Genomic DNA, 19609 nt, shown 5'->3' with positions numbered 1-19609 from the left:
AAACTGATAATATAACTAACAAGATAAACTGGCATTATACTGTTCCATTCTCCACAAATTCTTTCATATACTGTTCTGTTTCCGCTGCCGTTGCAAAACCCATGGCCTTGTCAGCAACCGCCTGAAGTTCCCTGGTGCTGTAGGACATGACCATCTTCCTGGCCTTTAGCATGGCAGACGCGCTCATGCTGAATTCATTCAGGCCGAATGCAAGAAGTAACGGGATCATCATCGGGTCGCTGGCAGCTTCGCCGCACATGCCCACCATGATGCCTGCTTCCCGTGCACAGGCAATGATGTGCCTGATGCTCCTTAACACGGCAGGATTAAAGGTGGAATACAGGTAGGACACCTTCTTATTGCCCCTGTCCACCGACATGGTATACTGTGTCAGGTCATTGGTACCGATGCTGAAGAAATCAGCCTCCTTTGCAAAAATATCCGCAATCAGGGATGCGGCGGCCGTCTCCACCATGATACCCACCTGGATATCCTTGTTATAGGCAATTCCCTTGCTGTCTAACTCTTTCTTAAGTTCCTCCACCAGTGCCTTTGCCTCACGGTATTCCTCAATACAGGTAACAAGTGGAACCATGATGCGGATGTTTCCAAAGGCGCTGGCGCGCAGCAGGGCGCGCAGCTGCGGCTTATAGACATCCTCCCTGCGGTCCAGGCAGAAACGGATTGCACGGTAGCCAAGGAACGGGTTCTCATCCTTCTCCAGGCCCATGTACGGGATTTCCTTGTCTCCGCCGATGTCCAGGGTACGGATGATGACCGGCTTGCCGTTCATGGCCGCCGCGACCTTCTTATATGCCTCAAACTGCTCTTCCTCCGTAGGCATGGCAGTCCTGTCCATAAACAGGAACTCCGTGCGGAACAGGCCGATTCCCTCCCCGTCATACTCAAGCACCTTATCCACATCCTCAGGCTTGCCGATATTGGCCACGATTTCAACCCTTACCCCGTCCTTTGTGACCGAAGCCTTGCCGATAAACTGCTCCAGTTCCTTCTTCTCTTCCTGGAACCGGACCTTCTTAGCCTCATAATCAGCCTTAACAGCTGCTTCCGGGTTCACATGTACTTCGCCGGTGCTGCCGTCCAGGACAACGTCATCCCCGTCCTTAACGCCTTCAATAAAACCGTTCACAGCCACCACGGCCGGAATCTCAAGGGCCCTTGCAAGGATTGCGCTGTGGCTTGTCCTGCCGCCCAGTTCCGTCACGATACCCGTTACATTGGCAGGATTGATTCCCGCTGTCATGGACGGTGTAAGGTCCTTTGCAACAAGGATGCTTCCCGCCGGAAGGGAGGAAATATCCACGGACTGGATGCCCATCAGCACACGCTGCATCCGCGTCTTGATATCACGCATGTCCGTGGCCCTCTGCTGCATCAGTTCATCTCCCATGGAGGCGAACATATCCGCATACATATTGCATACATTCTCAATGGCAAATTCACTGTTGACCCCATCATTTTTAATGGAATTCTCAATCTCCCCTGTCAGCATGGGGTCAGACAGCAGCATCATATGCCCCTGCATGATTTCCGCTTCTTTTTCCCCTACCCTGGTAGCCAGGTCCTCTGCCAGACGCTCCGTGTCCTTGATGGTCTGCTCCAGCGCTCCCTTAAAACGCTGTACTTCCGCCTCCCCATCACCCACTGCCTGTCTGGTGATTACCAGCTCTGCTTCTTCCACAATTACTGCTTTTCCAATCCCAATCCCTGCAGAAGCGCTAGTTCCCTTGTACATACTCTTGTACCTCCTTATTGCTTTCATTTATACTCACAACCTTTGGTTGCCGTCACTCTCCAGTTAACCCGCCATCCTGGCGGCCGTTACTCCCCTAAACCATCCTCCACAATCTTTACCATGGCGGCTAATGCTGCTTCCTCATCCGGTCCCTCGCAGACAAATGTAATTTCATCCCCAGACTTCACACAGGCGCCAAGAACACTGAGGACACTTTTGGCATTGGCCGTGGTGGTCCGTATCTTGAAGGATATCTTGGATTTATAGAGCAAGGCCTCCTTGCAGAGGATTCCTGCCGGCCTCAGATGAAGGCCGGACGGGTTCTTAATAACGGTTGTTGCACTTACCATGTTACCTCTCTCCTTTGCGCTGCACCTCTTTGTACAGTGCTGCTATATTCTGATGCATCCGTGGCCGGCTGCCCGGATAAACGGCAGCCAGGACCTAGAGCGTGTTTGAAAATTGCTTTCCGTCAGCTGTGCGTCACACTTTGTGGGAGATTTGGTCCCGATGAGGGAGGCGTAGCGGGCTACGTTGACCGAATTGGGACCAAATATGCCGCGAAGTGGGGCGTGCAGATGGCGGGAATGAATTTTCAAACACGCTCTAGAGCCTGCGGATGGAGGGAATGAATTCCCGGACACTATGCCCCGGTTGTTTCCTTCACAGGATCCCCGGATTCATCGGCCACGGAATGACTTTCGCCTTCTTCTGTTGTCTCATCTGCCGCAGACGGCCCTTTCTCAGTGACTGTTACCAGAACGCTGTTGCCGCTTACAAGCTCATAGGCATCGCCCAGCAGAAGCGTTACCGTCCCCATGTTATCCCCTGGTTCCATGCTGCTTACATCCAGCTCAGCCTGGATTGCTGCAGCTGTCAGCTGGTCCAGGTCTTCCTTCAGTCCCTTTACTACTATATTGAGTGATTTCCTGTCATATTCATAATCATACTGGCCGGATGCGCCAACCTGCTTAATCTGGCTCACAGGCATCTCATACGTCCTGCTCTCCAGGGCCTCCACCTTGATGACCACCTTAATCTCATTGGCAGCCGGGTCCGCCAGCTCAACCCCCTCCGGCAGGTACTTGTTCAGGTCAATGGTGACTTCCTTATCCCCTGTTGCACCGTCCATGTTCAGCTCAGACTTTGGGACCGTGACCGAATTCGCCCTGGCCAGGTCGGACTTGAGTCCTTTGACCTCCACGTAATTCCTGCTGCTCTCAATGCCCGTGAACCGGTAACCGTCTGCCACTGTCCCTTCTGTCTCAAAGGTCAGGTTCAGGTTCTTCTCCTTCAGTATGGGGAGGGTATAATCAATCTCAGAGCGGCTGAAGGTCACCCTGTCGCCAATCTGATCCGTAAGGTCATTGTTATTGGCGTCAAAGCACCTCACAGGCAATGTGCCTGACAGGTCGCTGTTGGCTCCCTCAACATTAATCACAATCCCCACGGAACTGATCCGTCCAACCACGGACACGGGTCCGCTTACATATATATACGTGGGTGAAACAGTGGCCACGCCGGGATTATATCCATCCTCGGGCACGCCTTCCGTCTTTGTCTCAAGATTAAAGGGCTTGCGCTGTAAATCCTCTGTCTCAATCCGGATGACGCTGGGCTTTGATACCACGGATTCCAGCTTGTTGCTGTTATTCTTCACTTCCAGTTTAACCGGCACCGCGCCTGTGGGTTCATACACATCCGCCAAATCAATATAGGCCCTGAAATCAGACGCCTTTATATTGGCGGAATCCGATGTGGTTACCTTATAGTACACGCTGACCGTGTCCCTGTCGCCTATGACTTCATATGTCTTTCCGCTGGATTCAAGGATACTCTCATTGAGTATTTCCAGGGGCACCTCCTGGCTGCGCGTAACTTTTGGATTCGCAATGTTCATCACCGCCAGCCATACAAAGAATGCCAGGAAGACGGAAAGTACTTTAAGCCCAAGGTTATTAGACAGCTTTTTTTCCATTCTTCAGCCTTCCCTTCCATATTTTAAAACGGTTTAAAGAAACAGATTCCTCCTTAACAGTGGAAAGGATCTTCTTTAAGCCTTCTGCGTCTGCAATTTTAGTCAGCATCCCTTCCTCTGCCACGGAAACCCTTCCTGTTTCCTCAGAAACCACGATTGTCACACTGTCCGTCACCTCGCTGACGCCTACTGCTGCCCTGTGACGGGTACCCAGGTCCTTGCTGATGGTCATGTTGTCGGACAGCGGCAGATAACAGGTCGCCGCGGTAATGCGGTTTCCACGTATGACAACCGCGCCGTCATGAAGCGGGGTGTTGTGTTCGAATATGTTAATCAGCAGCTGGCTGGTCACCAGGCCGTTAATCTCTATCCCCGTCCTCTCGATTTCCTTCAGGGAGGACCCTCTCTCGATTACCATCAGGGCCCCTGTCTTTACTTTGGCCATCTCAAAGGTGGCCCTGACAAGCTCGTTGATGGTCCTGTCACTGAACGCCTGGCTGTCCTTTCCGTCATCAAAGGAAAGGATGTTGGATATTATGTTGCGGCTTCCCAGCTGTTCCAGGGCTTTGCGCAGTTCAGGCTGGAATATTACCAGCAGGGCTGTCACTGCAATGGTCGTGGTATTTTCCAATATCCATAATATAACGGTCAGGTGGAACACAGCAGCAAATACCACAAACAACAGGATGACCAGCAGGCCCTTTAACAGGTTCCATGCCCTGGTGTTCTTAATCCATACAAGGATTTCATACACCAGGAAGGAGATGATAACCATCTCCAGAATATTCCCAAGTGATATCCTTGGCAGCAGAGTCAGCCATGATGACATCTGTCCTAACATTTCTGCCATGTCGTCACCTCCTTGCATTTAATCTTTTTCATTAATACACGTTTCTCTCCCTTGTGCTGCGTTTTCTGGAACTTATTTTCTGTACTTTTACATCCGGGGTACTCACGTTCATCTTGGGCACTGCCTTGACGTAATAATAATAATCGTCATCTTCAAACTGGACATATTCCGTCCTGGTATAATCCACTGTGATGATAAAGAAATTATATACCACCGCAATGAGGGTTGACAATAGTATGCCCAGAATCAGCTGGCCCACTGCCACGGATACGCCAAAAACAAAATCCCCCACAAAGATAACCAGCAGTTCTGCCACGGAACCGGCTACGATGGCAATGATCCATGAATAATCCATGGACAGCCTGCGTATCAGATACACGATGATGATGCCCACAGCACAGGTTGCAATCATGACCATCATGGTCTGGTTGAATATGACGGACTTAAGGATCTGGCTGTACTTCTGCACAATGTCCACAGAGCCTTCATTGGTGAGGACACCTGCGTTCTGCTTTACATACATCACAAGATAATACAGGAAAACCCCGCAACCCACCGGGATTACGGATGCAAGGCTGCCTCCCAGTCCCACCAAAAGAGGGATTGCGTAGGGAATCTTAAACAGGAATGCCAGGGGTGTAAGTACAATCAGGTAGCTGTCCCCGGGCTTGAAACCATAGTAAAGGATTGCAACGGTCAATATAAGCACCAGCGTAATCAGGGCCATCTCCAGCGACACCGCATAAACATGGGCCACAAGAAGGCAGGCTGCCAAGAATACGATGGCGCCGTAGGGCAAAAGGGAACTTACCAGGCATACCAGGATGATTACCAGCGGGTTCTTAAGCTTGTTCATATAGCCAATATTGGCGTTCAGGCTCAGGAACGTACACAGTGCAAACAGGAAACGGATGACCGGCTGTACGCCATAACTGTACTTATTATAAAATTGCTTTAATTGCTCTTTCCATAGCAGAAGACTTGTCATCTGGCCCTTCCTCCTCTGTTATCCCTCATTCTGTCAGTCCTGTCCTTATCGTAGCGCTTCAGCAGATGCTTAAGCTTGGAAGCGTACATGGTCTGGGAGCGGGACGCGTAATCATACCGCTTGGCATACACAATCCAGGTAATGAACAGGTAAACCACCAGGCCTGCCACATAGATGATCCCCCACTGCTTTGCAGAGTGAAGGATTTCGTCAATACTCATATCATTCAGCAGCTCGTCCAGTTTATAGAGAACCCACATCAGAAGCAGCAGACAATAACAGAAGGTATACCCAAAAAATGAGCGGAACATCTGTCCGCCTACATAATCCTTTTTAAAATAGCGGTTGATAGGGAATATCTTCTTGCCTTCATTCTTTTCAAATATGGCCAATTCCGTCATATATTTGACCTTTTCCTCGTTCAGCATAGGCACTCCTTAGGAATCTCATAACATATCAATTTAGTATACCACAAGTTTTTATGTTTTGCGACACCTTAAATTAATTTTTATGTTTTTGTAAGGAACTGGAAGAATTGTTTCCCTAAAAAGAACAGGTGCCGGGAATTCATTCCGGCGCCCGTCCTATTTTCCGCTTTCACCATTCAGGTATCTGGAAAGCAGCGATTCCAATGCATCCAGGTCAATGGGTTTTGAAAAATGTGCATTCATGCCGGCCCTTATGGCCGCCCTCACATCCTCCTCAAAGGCGTTGGCAGTCATTGCAATGATCGGCATACGGCATACATCCCTCCGTTCCAGGCCCCGGATTGCCCTGGCAGCCTGATATCCATCCATGACCGGCATCTGGATATCCATGAATATCAAATCATAATATCCTTCCTCCGACCTCATCACCTTATCCACGGCCTCTCCGCCATCCACGGCCTCCTCAACCATGATTCCCATCTCCCGGATCAGGGTCCCGGCAATCTCCCGGTTGATTTCATTGTCTTCTACCAGCAGGATCCGTTTCCCTTTATAATCCAGCCTCTTTTCCGTCCTTTTATCCTCTCCCGCGCTTCCGTCCAATCCCCTGAGCAGGTAACACATTTTAGAGCGGTAGAAGGGTTTGGAGATAAAGGCAGTAACCCCTGCCTCCCTGGCCTCACACTCTATCTCCGACCAGTCATAAGCGGTCAGGATGATGACCGGCACCGCCTCCCCCACGTTTTCCCTGATACGGCGCGCTGTTTCAACCCCGTCCATGCCAGGCATCTTCCAATCAATGATTATGAGTTCATATGGGTCTTTTGTGTCCTTTGCATCCGCCACATACCTTACACCTGTTTCGCCGTCCGTGACAAAGCAGGCCCTGAGTCCCATATCCCGAAGCAGTTCCACTGCATTGAGGCATGTCTGCCTGTCGTCATCCACAATCAGGCTGTTTATCCCAAGCCATGCCTCCGGCACCTGCTCCTTAGGCGCATCCTGCAGCTTAAGCGGAATGGATATGGTGAAGACGGAACCCTTGCCGGGACTGCTTTCCACATGTATATCCCCATTCATCAGGTCTATGATGTTTTTTGTTATGGCCATTCCAAGACCGGTACCGGCAACCCTCATGCCGGCATGGTCCCGGGCGCGCTCAAAGGGCTGGAAGATATGTTCCAGGAATGACGGTTCCATTCCCACCCCTGTGTCCGTGCAGCGGAACACATAGTTTGCATAACCCAGGACCGGGCTTTCCTCCTGCCATGCCTCAATCCTGACAAATCCTCCTGGCGGGGTATATTTTACCGCATTGCTCAGGATATTGATACATACCTGGCGCATCCGGAGGGGGTCCCCAACAACATTTTCATGCTTCATGGGTGAAAGACAGACATCCATGGCAAGCCGGCCTGCGTTTGCCTGCGAACGTATAAGCTCGGCCGCATCAGCAACCAGTTCAGGGAAATTAAAAGGTTCGTCCCTCATTGAGAGTTTTCCGTTCTCTATCTTTGACATATCCAGGACATCGTTAATCAGGCTTAAGAGATGTTTTCCTGAAAGATTAATCTTTTTCAGGCATTCCAGAACCCTGTCCCGGTCGTCAATGTGTGCGGCTGCTATTGCCGTCATCCCTATGATGGCATTCATAGGGGTACGTATATCATGGCTCATGTTGGAAAGGAAGCGGCTCTTTGCATTGCTTGCCGCCTTGGCGCTGTCCAGGGCGCTCTCAAGGGCCAGGCGCTGCTGTTCCTCTTCATGGCGCTGTTCGTCAATACGGCGTGAAATAAGGATGGCCAGCATATCATCTGAATAAGGATTATCCACATAGATGATCTGGGTGGATATCCAGTGATACTCCCCGTCCGCCAGCAGATGCTTTGATTCCAGGAATACCTCATTCTTATTATGTACCAGGCTTTCACGCAGGGATTCCAGTGAAAAACGGCTTGCGTATTCCTTCCGGTTATCCGGGTGCACGCCGGATGAAAAATCCTCATAAAGCCGGCTGTATGTTTGCTGGCTTCCCAGGTCCGTCATGAGACCCTGTCTGACATAGATGAAATTCAGGGTATCCCTGGTCAGGTTCAGGCGTATGATTACCGGATAGGCATTGGAGATGGCCCCCACCAATGTGATGCGTTCCTGGAGCTTGTCGCGTTCCGCTGCTTCCTCTTCCAGTTTCTCAGCTGTTATGTCATGAAAGGTTGCAATCAGCACAGGGGTTCCATTTTCATCCATCGTCTTCTCCAGAATACCTGCTCCCCAGAAAACTTCCCCGCTGTTTTTCAGCATGCGCTTTTCAAATCCGGCCTTGCCTCCTTCCCTTGATGCATAGTCAAGGAGCCGGTCCATATCCTCATGGTCATCCGGGAGTATGACTTCCCTGATGCTCCTTCCGGATATGGCCTCATTGGAGGTGCCTTCCGGATATCCAAGCAGTTCCATCCCTTCCCTGTTAAGCTGGATGAACCGGTTGGGTTCTTCCACAGTTATCAGGGCAATGCCTTCCGGCACAGCGTTATACAGATGTCCGATGTAGGCGGCCTGGTCCATGAGCCGCTTATTGGTCCTTCTCACATAGCGGATATAAAAGGCGGCCAGGACAGATATCCCCAATATGATGCTGGCCATCAGGGACAGGGCCCGCATGAGGATTTCATTGGTCTGCTCATTCACGGTATGCTGCGGGATGATTGATACCAGATACCAGTCAGACTGCAGCTTTAGCGGTATGAAGCAGAATACGGTCTTCTCCCCCTGGTATGTGAACACCGCCCAGCCATTTCCCGCGTTTTCCAGGGCCTGGCTGAACTCTTCCAGCTGTTCTGGCGCATTCTGCGGCACATCCAGCATATCAAAAAGGTTCCTCACGGTTTTATTGCTGCCCGGATGGGGGGAACGGATCAGTATATCCCCCTTTGTGTTCACAACATAAGAAAAGCCTGCATTATCATAAAAGGAAAGACTGAAGCTGTCCACAATGGTGTCCACTTCATACTCCTTAACCAGATAAGCCTTTGTGCCGTCAGCCAGGACAACCTGATTGTAGAGGTTGAACACATTCACCCCTGTCACGCTGCTTATATGCGGGTTGATGATGCCGCTTTCCCCCTGCTGTCCGAATATCTGTTTCCCAGCCTCTTCATCCCATCCCCCATGTCCGGGCAGGCAGGTGCCGTCGGGAAGGTAGAGGCTTACCCCATGGCGCGAGCGGGCGGAGTGCTCCAGTATTTCCCCAATCTCCTGCTTCTGCAGCAAAGAATATCCGCCCAGCTCCACTGCCGCGTCCTCCATATCCTCATACGCTTCCTGAAGCTGTATGCGCAGTGTGGTACAGCCCTGCTTCGTGCTTTCCATGATTGTATGGATGGACTGTTCCCAAAGCTGCGTGCTCACATCCTGCACGAAAAGGAAGGTAAGGAAACTAAGGGCCGCGCCAATCAGGACCGCTGCCAGGATGATTTTTGATTTAATGTTTACACCATTGCGGTCCGTCATGGTGTCCCTCCTTCTGTAATGCCCTGTTTGTCCATCCAGTCCATGACAGCTTCAAGCGGCTCCCCTGAAAGAAGCTTCCGGGAAACCTCCGCCGTCAGGTTCCATATTGGAAGTTCGAGAAATCCGTCCGTACCGATCACGGTCCTGCCTTCCTGGTAGCAGGATATCAAAGGTTCAATTTCCTTGACAGATGAAGGCGCCCCGTTTTTCAGCGGGCTTAAGGAAGACTGCTGGTCCGCGAATTTCTGAATATTCTCCGGCCTGGTAAAGTATTCCACAAACCGCGCCGCCGCCTCGGGATATTCACTGTCAGCATTGATGCTCAGACGCGTATCCGCATTAATGACCACAAGATTCCCCTCATCCAGGACCGGGTAAGGGACCACCTGGAACTTAAAATCCGGTTCCATGCCTTTTACCCGGCCGGCCGCCCATGCGCCGGTCAGCATGAAGGGGGACTCACCCCTGACAAATTCCTCCAGGTCATCTGAGGTTTTCATTGTTGTAAGGGATTTCCCTGCATCCACATAACCTCTGGTTATCAGTTCCTCTGCCAGGGAAAAGCCAGGCCCCAGATACCTGCTGATATGTTCCTGTCCTCTGTTCAGGCGTTCAAACACCTCCATCTGACGTTTTTCCTGGTATACGTCATAAAATCCCCTGCCGATTGCCAGTGTTTTTAAGGAAATGTCATTATTGGCAATGACCGGCGTCATGCCCTGTGAAAGAAAATATCCACATGTATCCTCCCACTCCCCAAGGTTTTCCGGTATCTTCTGCTTATGCTCCTTTAACAGGTCCATATTGCAGTAAAGGCCAAACACGGACACGGTTGTAGGCAGCCAGTATATCTTCCCGTCATCCCCCATCTGGCTGAGCATGATATCCGTATAATTAGAAAGCGTACTGACACCGGAAAGGTCCGCCAGCTGTCCCTTATCCCGCAGCTCCAGCACCGTGTCATGGTTCACCATGAAGATATCATCCCCTTTACCAGCCGCCATGCGCCTGCAGAGGGCGTCATAATATTCCGTTCCCTTCAGGCTCTCATAGGATACCCGTACGTCCGGGTTTTCCTTCATGAAACCGGTAATGATTTCCTCAATCACAATCACGTTTTCCGTCTCATATTTATTTCCAAAAAAAGTAATCATCACAGGCTCTTCCTGGGCCTTGCCGTAATTCACCACCCGGTTTCCGGAGCCGCAGCCCGATATCAGGGCCGCAGATAAGGCTACCGTTATGAAAAGTCCTGATTTTATGCCCTTTTTCATTGATATTCCCCTTTAATCTACTTCTCTTAAGACAAACATATATATTATACCACGTTACGGTCAAAGCAAAAAGGACATTTCTAAAATCCCTCTTAGAAATGTCCTCTTACTGCTAATCAGAAATAAATTCCCTGTTCAGGAATGAATCATCAAACAACCTCTTAGTACAGCTTTGCACCAGCCGGGATATGGTCGTCCACCACCAGAAGATGGAGCCCTTCTGCCCCGTCCTCCTCATGTACCGCAGATATCAGCATACCGCAGGAATCAATGCCCATCATCTTGCGCGGAGGCAGGTTTACAATGGCAATGGCCGTCTTCCCAATCAGCTCTTCCGGCTCATAATACTCATGGATCCCGCTTAAGATCGTGCGGTCCGTGCCTGAACCGTCATCTAAGGTAAACTGTAGAAGTTTCTTACTTTTCGGTACTGCGACACAGTCTTTGATTTTCACAGCACGGTAATCAGATTTTGCAAATGTTTCAAAATCAACCATTTCTTCAAACAATGGCTCAATCTTCACGTTAGAAAAATCAATTTCCACTTCTGCTTTTTCTTCAGCATCCACGGATTTCCCTACTGGCTTTTCAGCCTTCTTAGGCGCGTCAGAACCGCCCAGCGTCTTCATGGTCGGGAACAGCAGCACATCCCTGATTGCCGCTGAATCCGTCAGCAGCATGCACATACGGTCGATTCCAAACCCAATGCCGCCTGTGGGAGGCATACCCACTTCCAGGGCATTGATGAAGTCCTCATCCGTGTGGTTTGCTTCCTCATCCCCCTGGGCCAGCAGTTCCTCCTGGGCCTTGAAACGCTCCCTCTGGTCAATTGGGTCATTGAGTTCAGAATAGGCATTGGCCATCTCCCAGCCGTTCATGAAGAACTCGAAACGCTCCACATACTCCGGATCCTCCGGTTTCTTCTTGGTCAGCGGTGAGATTTCAATGGGATGGTCCATGACAAAGGTCGGCTGGACCAGATGCTCTTCCACAAACTCCTCAAAGAAAAGGTTCAGGATGTCGCCCTTCTTATGGCGCCCCTCAAACTCCACATGCTTTTCCCTGGCAGCTGCCCTGGCTTCTTCCAGGGTGTGGATCTGTGAGAAGTCCACGCCGGAATACTTCTTCACCGCATCCACCATGGTAATACGTTCAAATGGCCTGCCTAAATCCATCTGGATCCCGTTATAGGTAATGGTGGTGGTCCCCAACACCTCCTGTGCCACAAAACGGTACAGGTTCTCTGTCAGGTCCATCATGCCATGGTAATCCGTATATGCCTGGTACAGTTCCATCAGGGTGAACTCCGGGTTATGCCTGGTGTCCAGTCCCTCGTTGCGGAACACGCGTCCAATCTCATAAACCCTTTCAAGGCCGCCTACAATCAGCCTCTTTAAGTAAAGCTCCAGTGAAATACGAAGCTTTAAATCCTCATCCAGTGCATTGAAGTGGGTTTCAAAAGGTCTTGCTGCAGCTCCGCCCGCATTGGCAACCAGCATGGGGGTCTCCACTTCCATGAAACCTTCCCCGCCCAGATACTTACGGATGGCGGCAAGGATCCTGGAACGCTTGATGAAGGTATCCTTCACCTCCGCGTTCATGATCAAATCCACGTAACGCTGGCGGTAACGCATATCCGTGTCTGTCAGTCCATGGAACTTCTCAGGAAGCACCTGAAGGCTCTTGGAGAGAAGGGTCACCTCTGTGGCATGGATGGAAATCTCGCCTGTCTTGGTGGTGAACACAGTTCCCCTGATGCCAACCACATCGCCGATGTCCATTTTCTTAAAATCCTTATACGGCTCTTCCCCTACGCTGTCGCGGGCAACATAGACTTGGATATTGCCTTTTAAATCCTGGATATTGCAGAAAGAAGCCTTACCCATGACGCGCTTGAACATCATACGGCCTGCGATGGCTGCTTCCTTCCCTTCCCACTGCCCGTAATTGTCTTTCACATCCATGCTGTGGGCAGTCACATCATATTTTGTAATCTGGAAAGGGTCCTTTCCAGCTGCCTGAAGTTCTGCCAGCTTATCCCGCCTGGCCTTCAGCACATGATTCAAATCCTGTTCTGCCTGGTTAACCTTCTGCTGATCTCCCACGTTTCGCACTCCTCCTGCGTTCATCTATTCTATCAATCGGTTTCCTTATGAAACCCTCTGGATTTCCAGCACCTTGTACTGGATATCCCCGGCCTGTGTCTCCACTTCAACACAGTCACCCACAACCTTGCCGATCAGGGCGCGGCCTACCGGCGACTCATTGCTTATCTTATTCTGCAGGCTGTTGGCCTCGGTGGAACCTACGATATAGAATTCCATCTCTTCATCATATTCAACATCCAGAAGCTTGACCTTACATCCAATGTTAATCTTGTCAAGGTCAATCTCATCCTCCACAACAACCTCTGCGTTCTTAAGCAGCTTTTCCAGCTCCTCGATGCGCAGCTCGATGTCCCTCTGCTCATCCTTGGCAGCGTCATACTCCGCGTTCTCGGACAGGTCCCCCTGCTCCCTGGCTTCCTTGATTTTCTGTGCTACTTCTTTTCTTTTGACAACCTTCAGATTCTGCAGTTCATCCTCATACTGTTTGAGTCCGGCATATGTCAATATGTGTTTCTTATCCGCCATTTTACCTGCTTCCTTCCTTTTGATTCTTTGATTTATGTTTGTTTTCACTTAAGTATCTGTCTTACTACCTACACATTCAGTGTATTATATAAGAAAATATGGCTATTGTCAAGAATGGTTTCCATCTTTTCACCGTGGATCTGACGGCGGGATTGACGGTGCGGTCCGATTCAGAAGTCCTGCCAGTCCTTTCAGGGTTTCCACCTGGTTGATTTCGTTCCTGAGGGCAGCTGAATGGGGCATTCCCTTGGTGTACCAGGCCACATGCCCCCGCATCTCACGCATGGCGGTCTGTTCGCCCTTGTACTCCGCCAGCATATGCCCATGGCGGAGGATCATTGCCTGTATCTCTTCTATAGAAGGACCGGGAAGGATTTCCCCTGTGTCCAGGTAATGGCTGATCCGCCTGAAGATCCACGGATTCCCCTTGGCGCCCCTGGCCACCATGATTCCATCGCAGCCGGTCTCCTCCATCATCCGCCCGGCATCCTGGGGCGTGAAAATGTCCCCGTTCCCAATCACAGGAATCCTCACCGCCTCCTTCACCTGCCGGATGATATCCCAGTCAGCCTTTCCTGAATAGTACTGTTCCCTTGTCCTGCCATGGACAGCCACTGCCGCCACGCCGCTGGCCTCAGCCATTTTTGCAAACTCCACCGCATTGACGCAGGTGTCATTGAATCCCTTGCGGAACTTGACCGTAACCGGCTTCTTCACCGCCTTCACCATGGCTGAAAGGATTTTTCCAGCCAGTTCAGGATTTTTCATAAGGGCGGAGCCTTCTCCGTTATTCACGATCTTAGGCACTGGACACCCCATGTTCACATCAATGAAATCATATGGACCGTCCTCAATCCTGGCAGCAATCTGAGCCATGATATCCGGGTCCGAGCCAAAGAGCTGGATGGCTGCTGGGCGCTCCTGCGGGTGTATCTGCATCAGCTCCTTTGTGTTCCTGTTATTGTACAGGATGGCCTTTGCACTGACCATCTCCGTCACCACACATCCGGCCCCCTGTTCGCGGCAGAGCAGACGAAATGGCAGGTCCGTCACTCCTGCCATGGGTGCCAGTATCACATTATTGTCAAGAATGGTGTTTCCTATCCGCAGTTCCATCTATTCTTCACCGTCCAGGTCCAGGTCTTCCCCCAGGAAAAATGTCCTGTAGTACAGTTCCAGGGATTCAAGCATCTCCCTCTTTTCTTCCTGGTACTGCTTAATCTTAAGGACACTGCCAATCTCATCAAACAGGTAATCCTCCTCAGGAGCCGTGACCTTGAATTCCAGGGCTCCGCTGTCATCAAACTCCAGGGTCAGGATCCCCCCCACATCCTCAGTATAAAGAACGCACATGATGTGCAGCTCATCCTTAATGGACTGGGGCAGTGAACTGAACTCCTGGTTAAAATAATACTTCTGTTCATAGGAATTGGCTCCGCAGAGCACCTTTGTATCCATCATCTCATCTCTCCACAAAAGTCCGCTGCCCCGGAGGAGATAACCTACCGCAGGCGCGGACTTTCCATTCATTCTATATTCGGATGCGGCCAGGGCCTTACATTATTGATACACTGCCGCAGCGCCCCTTACCTTATGAGCAGCTTTGCAACCTCATACTGCTCTTCCGGAATATCCTTTTTCATGTTCAGGGCTTCCTGGATATCATAATCCACGAATTCGCCGTGCTTATAGGCCACCAGACGGTTGCTCTTGCCTTCAGCCAGAAGTTCTGCCGCCTTGGCACCCATGATGGAAGCGTAAACCCTGTCCTTACAGGTCGGCGTGCCGCCCCTCTGCATGTGTCCCAGGATGGTTGCCCTTGTCTCGATTCCGGTGGCTGCCTCAATACGCTTTGCCATGGAGCCGGAATGTCCGATTCCCTCGGCGTTAATGATGATATTGTGCTTCTTGCCCCGTCTGCGGTTATCGATGATCCGGTTGATCAGCGCCTGCTCATCCCCGTCATACCGCTCCGGGAGAAGGATATCCTCTGCCCCGTTGGCAATGCCGCACCACAGCGCAAGATAGCCCGCGTTCCTTCCCATTACCTCCACGATGCTGCAGCGCTCATGGGAGGTGGAGGTGTCACGGATCTTGTCAATGGCTTCCATGGCCGTGTTGACAGCTGTGTCAAAACCGATGGTATAATCCGTACATGCAATATCCAGGTCAATGGTTCCCGGAAGTCCGATTGTATTGATTCCAAGGGCGGAAAGCTTTCCCGCGCCCCGGAAGGAACCGTCGCCGCCAATGACCACCATTCCGTCGATTCCATGCTTGCGGCAGATTTCAGCGCCCTGCTGCTGGCCTTCCGGTGTGGTAAACTCCTTGCATCTGGCTGTGTAAAGTATGGTACCGCCCTTGTTGATGGTGTCCGATACGCTGGTGGACTCCATATCCACAATCTCTTCTTCCAGAAGTCCTGCGTAGCCACGCATGATTCCCTTCACCTTAAGTCCCTTGTTAATTGCTGCACGAACCACTGCGCGGATTGCCGCGTTCATTCCCGGCGCATCGCCGCCGCTTGTAAGTACTCCAATGGTCTTCACTGCCTTTGCCATAGCAATTTACCTCCTTGTATTAAGCGCCTGCGTCCGCCGCCTGCGCAATGTCACTCTTATTCATTCTCTCATTTTATGCCCAACGCTATTCTAATGCATTTTTCCCAGCTTTTCAAGACCTTTTTCTACCACTTTGACATTTTTTTCACCAAGTTCATGCTGCAGCCCTTGTAAAAGCTGGTCCGTGACATGTACATTCCAGGAGGGGGGGAGCATCTTTTTGGCCCGCTCCTTCTGGAGATAGATGACCACCCGGTCCTTCCCTTCGCTGGACTTCAGCAGGGAAAGCAGCTTCTGTTCCCTTTCCTGGTAGGCCTCCTTATCCGCAAACTGGACCCACAGCTCCTTGGGTGTGTCCTCAAAAGGCACCACCTGTTCGCACACCAGCTTCCCCACTGGGTCATCACCTATGGAAACCCGGCCGCGGATAAAGAGCTTGGCATCCTCGGTAAACAGTTCACGGTTGCCTTCATAGTCCTTGGGGAACACAATCACTTCCACCGAACCCATCAGGTCTTCCAGGGTAATGAACGCCATCAGCTGGTTGGTCCTGGTGGTCTTCACCGTCTTTCCGGCAACCATGCCCCCGATGACGACCCTGCTCCCGTCCTGGACACCTGCTTTTTCCGTTTCCTCATCCACCATGAAATCAGCAGATGTTGCGGTTATGTTCCTGCGCCAGGCCTCCTCATAGTCATCCAGGGGATGGCCGCTGATGTATACGCCCAGGATTTCTTTTTCAAAAGCAAGCAGTTCTTCTTTGGAGTATTCCCCCACATCTGGAAACGTAATCTGAAACTCGTTCCTGGCCTCCTCGCCGGCAATGTCAAACAGGCTCAGCTGGCCTTCAAACATGGATTTGCGCTCCCTGGCCTTCTCCTCCAGCATGGTGGGAGCCACCGCCATCTTCTGCCGCCTGGTTCCGGGCAGCGTGTCCAGGGCGCCGGATTTGATAAAGTTTTCCAGCGTCCTCTTGTTGACCTCCTTCATGGACATGCGGCCCACAAAGTCCTCCATGGAACGGAACGGCCCGCCCTTCCCGCGCTCTGCCAGTATCACATCCACAACCGGCTTGCCCACGCTCTTGATGGCGGAAAGCCCGTAGCGGATGGCCTCCCCTGACACGGAAAAACCGCTCTCCCCCTCATTGATATCCGGGGGCAGCACAGGAATCCCCATCATCCGGCGGCAGGTAAGGATATATTCAGAAAACTTGCCCACATTATCCATGACCGACGTCATAAGGGCAGCCATGAACTCACGGGGATAGTAATATTTAAGGTAGGCGGTCTGATAGGATACCACGGCGTACGCAGCTGCATGGGACTTGTTGAACGCATACTTTGCAAAGTCAATCATCTCATCGTAGATGTGGTTGGCCGTCTTCTCATCAATCCCGTTCTTCACGCAGCCCTTAACGCCCTCTTCCTCATTGCCGTACACGAAATTATGGCGTTCCTTTTCCATGACAGAGGTCTTCTTCTTACTCATGGCCCTGCGCACCAGGTCGCTGCGGCCCATGGTGTATCCGGCCAGGTCCCGCACGATCTGCATGACCTGCTCCTGGTATACGATACAGCCATAGGTGGGGCTCAGTATGTGTTCCAGCTGGGGGCACTCGTAGGTAATGGATTCCTTGTCATTCTTGCCTTTCAGGTACCTTGGTATGAAATCCATGGGACCCGGGCGGTACAGGGAGATACCTGCGATGATATCCTCCAGGTTCTCTGCCTTCAGCTCCTTCATGAAGCTTTTCATCCCCGCGCTTTCCAGCTGGAACACGCCTTCCGTCCTTCCGGTCCCAATGGACTCCAGCACCTGCTTATCGTCAAAATCAATATGGTCTATGTCAATGCTTATCCCATAATCCTTCTCAGCAAGCCGCACCGCGTTCTGGATGACGGTAAGGGTACGAAGGCCCAGGAAATCCATTTTCAGGAGTCCCAGTTCCTCTATGGTGGTCATGGTGAACTGGGTGGTGATGGTACCGTCGCTTGCCCTGGAAAGTGGTACGAATTCATCGATGGACCGGCTGCCGATCACCACGCCCGCGGCATGCATGGACGTATGCCTTGGCAGGCCTTCCAGACGCTTTGACATGTCAATCAGGTTACGCACCTGCTGGTCTTCATTATACGCCTTTTTTAAATCCGGATTCATCACCAATGCCTTATCAAGGGTCATTCCCAGGTCATTGGGTATCATCTTGGCAATGGTGTCGCACATGGAATAGGGCAGGCCCAGCACCCTTCCCACATCCCTGACCACGCCCTTGGCTGCCAGGGTACCGAAGGTTACGATCTGGACCACCTGGTCCTTGCCGTACTTGCGTACCACATAGTCTATGACCTCCTGGCGCCGCTCATAACAGAAATCGATATCAATATCAGGCATGGACACCCGCTCCGGGTTTAAGAAACGCTCAAACAAGAGGTTATAGCGGACCGGGTCGATATTGGTGATTCCCAGGGTATAGGATACCACGCTTCCGGCCGCGGAGCCGCGCCCCGGTCCCACCATGATGCCCTGGGAACGGGCATAATTGATGAAGTCCCAGACAATCAGGAAATAGTCCACATATCCCATGGTACGGATGGTATCCAGTTCATAATCCAGGCGGCTGCTTAAGGTGCCGTCATCCTCCGGGTATCTTGTCTTAAACCCCTCCCGGCAGAGATGGTTCAGATAGCTCCAGGAATCAAAGCCTTCCGGCACTTCGTATCTGGGAAGCTTGGTAACGCCGAATTCAATCTCCACATTGCAGCGTCCGGCTATCTTGTGGGTGTTCTCCAGGGCCTGGGGCGCATAGGGGAACAGGGCCTTCATCTCCTCCTCAGACTTGCAGTAATACTGCCCGCCCTCATAGCGCATGCGGTCCTCATCCTCCACCTTCTTGCCGGTCTGGATACACAGCAGGATATCATGGGCCTTCTCATCCTCCGCGAATGTATAGTGGATATCATTGGTTGCCACCAGTTCAAGCCCGGTCTCCCTGCTCATGCGCATCAGGCCCTGGTTGACCAGCTTCTGGTCAGGCAGCCCATGGTCCTGCAGCTCCAGGAAAAAGTTGTCCTTTCCAAATATGTCCACATAACGTCCGGCTGCCCGCACAGCCTCCTCATACATGCCCCTGGTAAGATACCTCTGTACCTCGCCGGCCAGGCAGGCGCTCAGGGCAATCACCCCCTGGTGGTACTTTGCAAGCACCTCATAATCCACCCTGGGTTTATAATAAAAGCCGTCCACAAATCCCTTGGACACAATCTTCATCAGATTCTCATACCCCTGGTTGTTCTCTGCCAGAAGCACCAGATGGTAGTACCTGTCCTCGCCGCTGACCGTCTCCCTGTCAAAGCGGGAGTTGGGCGCCACATAGACCTCGCAGCCAAGGATGGGCTTAATGCCTGCTTCCTTTGCAGCTTTATAAAAATCAATCACACCATACATCACACCGTGGTCCGTAACAGCCATGCTGTCCATCCCAAGCTCTTTGGCCCTGGCTGTCAGCTCTTTAATCTTGCAGGAGCCGTCTAACAGACTGTATTCTGTATGGACATGTAAGTGGGTAAATGCCATTGGTTCTCTTCTCCTTCCATATGAGTTATAGTTTAGCATAGATCCGGTCAAAAGAAAA

The 19609-nt window shown here is 51.4% G+C and carries 15 protein-coding genes and 1 pseudogene; 1 reads left to right on the top strand and 15 read right to left on the bottom strand.

The annotated features are described in order from the left end of the window. Positions 1 to 34: 34 nt before the first annotated feature. The 3 genes and pseudogenes from ptsP to LK536_RS51615 all read right to left on the bottom strand — a co-directional run. Positions 35 to 1756, bottom strand: coding sequence for a phosphoenolpyruvate--protein phosphotransferase (gene ptsP, locus LK536_RS51625; protein ID WP_227796766.1), 1722 nt, complete (start codon positions 1754 to 1756; stop codon positions 35 to 37). 86 nt (positions 1757 to 1842) lie between these two features. Then, the gene (locus tag LK536_RS51620) at positions 1843 to 2106 is read right to left on the bottom strand and encodes an HPr family phosphocarrier protein (protein ID WP_008716550.1); all 264 of its coding nucleotides are present in this window, start codon (positions 2104 to 2106) and stop codon (positions 1843 to 1845) included. 42 nt (positions 2107 to 2148) lie between these two features. Next, positions 2149 to 2295, bottom strand: a pseudogene (locus LK536_RS51615) (DUF6783 domain-containing protein); the annotation flags it as partial. On the opposite strand from LK536_RS51615, the gene LK536_RS51610 reads away from it, so the two are divergent. After that, complete coding sequence (locus LK536_RS51610) at positions 2233 to 2388, top strand: DUF6783 domain-containing protein (protein WP_329602454.1); 156 nt, start codon at positions 2233 to 2235, stop codon at positions 2386 to 2388. The pseudogene LK536_RS51615 and the gene LK536_RS51610 sit on opposite strands and share 63 nt — an antisense overlap. An 11-nt stretch (positions 2389 to 2399) precedes the next feature. Here the strand turns inward: LK536_RS51610 and LK536_RS51605 are convergent, their stop codons facing one another. From LK536_RS51605 to LK536_RS51550, 12 genes are all read right to left on the bottom strand, one after another. Beyond that, a complete protein-coding gene (locus tag LK536_RS51605; protein ID WP_008716552.1) occupies positions 2400 to 3734 on the bottom strand; it encodes a CdaR family protein in 1335 nt (444 codons plus the stop codon). Next, the gene (cdaA, locus tag LK536_RS51600) at positions 3715 to 4584 is read right to left on the bottom strand and encodes a diadenylate cyclase CdaA (protein ID WP_008716553.1); all 870 of its coding nucleotides are present in this window, start codon (positions 4582 to 4584) and stop codon (positions 3715 to 3717) included. Before cdaA ends, LK536_RS51605 begins: the two co-directional genes overlap by 20 nt. Positions 4585 to 4615: 31 nt before the next feature. Then, positions 4616 to 5572: a hypothetical protein gene (locus tag LK536_RS51595; RefSeq protein ID WP_008716555.1), complete on the bottom strand. Its 957-nt coding sequence runs from the start codon at positions 5570 to 5572 to the stop codon at positions 4616 to 4618. Beyond that, entirely contained in the window at positions 5569 to 6000 is a 432-nt protein-coding gene (locus LK536_RS51590) for a hypothetical protein (protein WP_025487070.1), read from the bottom strand. The genes LK536_RS51595 and LK536_RS51590 overlap by 4 nt, the downstream gene beginning before the upstream one ends. Before the next feature lie 156 nt (positions 6001 to 6156). Next, positions 6157 to 9507: a response regulator gene (locus LK536_RS51585; protein ID WP_227796767.1), complete on the bottom strand. Its 3351-nt coding sequence runs from the start codon at positions 9505 to 9507 to the stop codon at positions 6157 to 6159. Beyond that, entirely contained in the window at positions 9504 to 10781 is a 1278-nt protein-coding gene (locus tag LK536_RS51580) for an ABC transporter substrate-binding protein (RefSeq protein ID WP_227796768.1), read from the bottom strand. Before LK536_RS51580 ends, LK536_RS51585 begins: the two co-directional genes overlap by 4 nt. A gap of 161 nt (positions 10782 to 10942) precedes the next feature. Then, the gene (lysS, locus tag LK536_RS51575) at positions 10943 to 12910 is read right to left on the bottom strand and encodes a lysine--tRNA ligase (protein WP_235712243.1); all 1968 of its coding nucleotides are present in this window, start codon (positions 12908 to 12910) and stop codon (positions 10943 to 10945) included. Positions 12911 to 12931: 21 nt separating this feature from the next. Further along, on the bottom strand, positions 12932 to 13414 hold the full coding sequence (gene greA, locus LK536_RS51570) for a transcription elongation factor GreA (RefSeq protein ID WP_008716565.1): 483 nt from the start codon (positions 13412 to 13414) through the stop codon (positions 12932 to 12934). A gap of 129 nt (positions 13415 to 13543) precedes the next feature. Further along, the gene (dusB, locus tag LK536_RS51565) at positions 13544 to 14530 is read right to left on the bottom strand and encodes a tRNA dihydrouridine synthase DusB (protein WP_227796770.1); all 987 of its coding nucleotides are present in this window, start codon (positions 14528 to 14530) and stop codon (positions 13544 to 13546) included. Further along, on the bottom strand, positions 14531 to 14944 hold the full coding sequence (locus LK536_RS51560) for a DUF6145 family protein (protein WP_506092212.1): 414 nt from the start codon (positions 14942 to 14944) through the stop codon (positions 14531 to 14533). A gap of 56 nt (positions 14945 to 15000) precedes the next feature. After that, positions 15001 to 15975 (bottom strand): 6-phosphofructokinase, encoded by a 975-nt coding sequence (gene pfkA / locus LK536_RS51555; RefSeq protein WP_008716569.1) that lies wholly within the window; start codon positions 15973 to 15975, stop codon positions 15001 to 15003. Between the two features lie 90 nt (positions 15976 to 16065). Continuing rightward, on the bottom strand, positions 16066 to 19551 hold the full coding sequence (locus LK536_RS51550) for a DNA polymerase III subunit alpha (RefSeq protein ID WP_025487068.1): 3486 nt from the start codon (positions 19549 to 19551) through the stop codon (positions 16066 to 16068). Positions 19552 to 19609 lie beyond the last annotated feature (58 nt).

This window comes from Clostridium pacaense, from assembly GCF_020709765.2.
Taxonomy (GTDB): Bacteria; Bacillota; Clostridia; order Lachnospirales; family Lachnospiraceae; genus Enterocloster; species Enterocloster hominis.
The sequence above is the reverse complement of the archived record's forward strand: the minus strand, read 5'-3'. Positions and strand labels throughout refer to the sequence as shown.

Excerpts from the sequence above, each read along its gene's own strand:
- ptsP (WP_227796766.1), bottom strand. The coding sequence starts at position 1,756 with ATGTACAAGGGAACTAGCGCTTCTGCAGGGATTGGGATTGGAAAAGCA.
- LK536_RS51620 (WP_008716550.1), bottom strand. The coding sequence starts at position 2,106 with ATGGTAAGTGCAACAACCGTTATTAAGAACCCGTCCGGCCTTCATCTG.
- LK536_RS51605 (WP_008716552.1), bottom strand. The coding sequence starts at position 3,734 with ATGGAAAAAAAGCTGTCTAATAACCTTGGGCTTAAAGTACTTTCCGTC.
- cdaA (WP_008716553.1), bottom strand. The coding sequence starts at position 4,584 with ATGGCAGAAATGTTAGGACAGATGTCATCATGGCTGACTCTGCTGCCA.
- LK536_RS51595 (WP_008716555.1), bottom strand. The coding sequence starts at position 5,572 with ATGACAAGTCTTCTGCTATGGAAAGAGCAATTAAAGCAATTTTATAAT.
- LK536_RS51590 (WP_025487070.1), bottom strand. The coding sequence starts at position 6,000 with ATGCTGAACGAGGAAAAGGTCAAATATATGACGGAATTGGCCATATTT.
- LK536_RS51585 (WP_227796767.1), bottom strand. The coding sequence starts at position 9,507 with ATGACGGACCGCAATGGTGTAAACATTAAATCAAAAATCATCCTGGCA.
- LK536_RS51580 (WP_227796768.1), bottom strand. The coding sequence starts at position 10,781 with ATGAAAAAGGGCATAAAATCAGGACTTTTCATAACGGTAGCCTTATCT.
- lysS (WP_235712243.1), bottom strand. The coding sequence starts at position 12,910 with ATGAACGCAGGAGGAGTGCGAAACGTGGGAGATCAGCAGAAGGTTAAC.
- greA (WP_008716565.1), bottom strand. The coding sequence starts at position 13,414 with ATGGCGGATAAGAAACACATATTGACATATGCCGGACTCAAACAGTAT.
- dusB (WP_227796770.1), bottom strand. The coding sequence starts at position 14,530 with ATGGAACTGCGGATAGGAAACACCATTCTTGACAATAATGTGATACTG.
- LK536_RS51560 (WP_506092212.1), bottom strand. The coding sequence starts at position 14,944 with ATGAATGGAAAGTCCGCGCCTGCGGTAGGTTATCTCCTCCGGGGCAGC.
- pfkA (WP_008716569.1), bottom strand. The coding sequence starts at position 15,975 with ATGGCAAAGGCAGTGAAGACCATTGGAGTACTTACAAGCGGCGGCGAT.
- LK536_RS51550 (WP_025487068.1), bottom strand. The coding sequence starts at position 19,551 with ATGGCATTTACCCACTTACATGTCCATACAGAATACAGTCTGTTAGAC.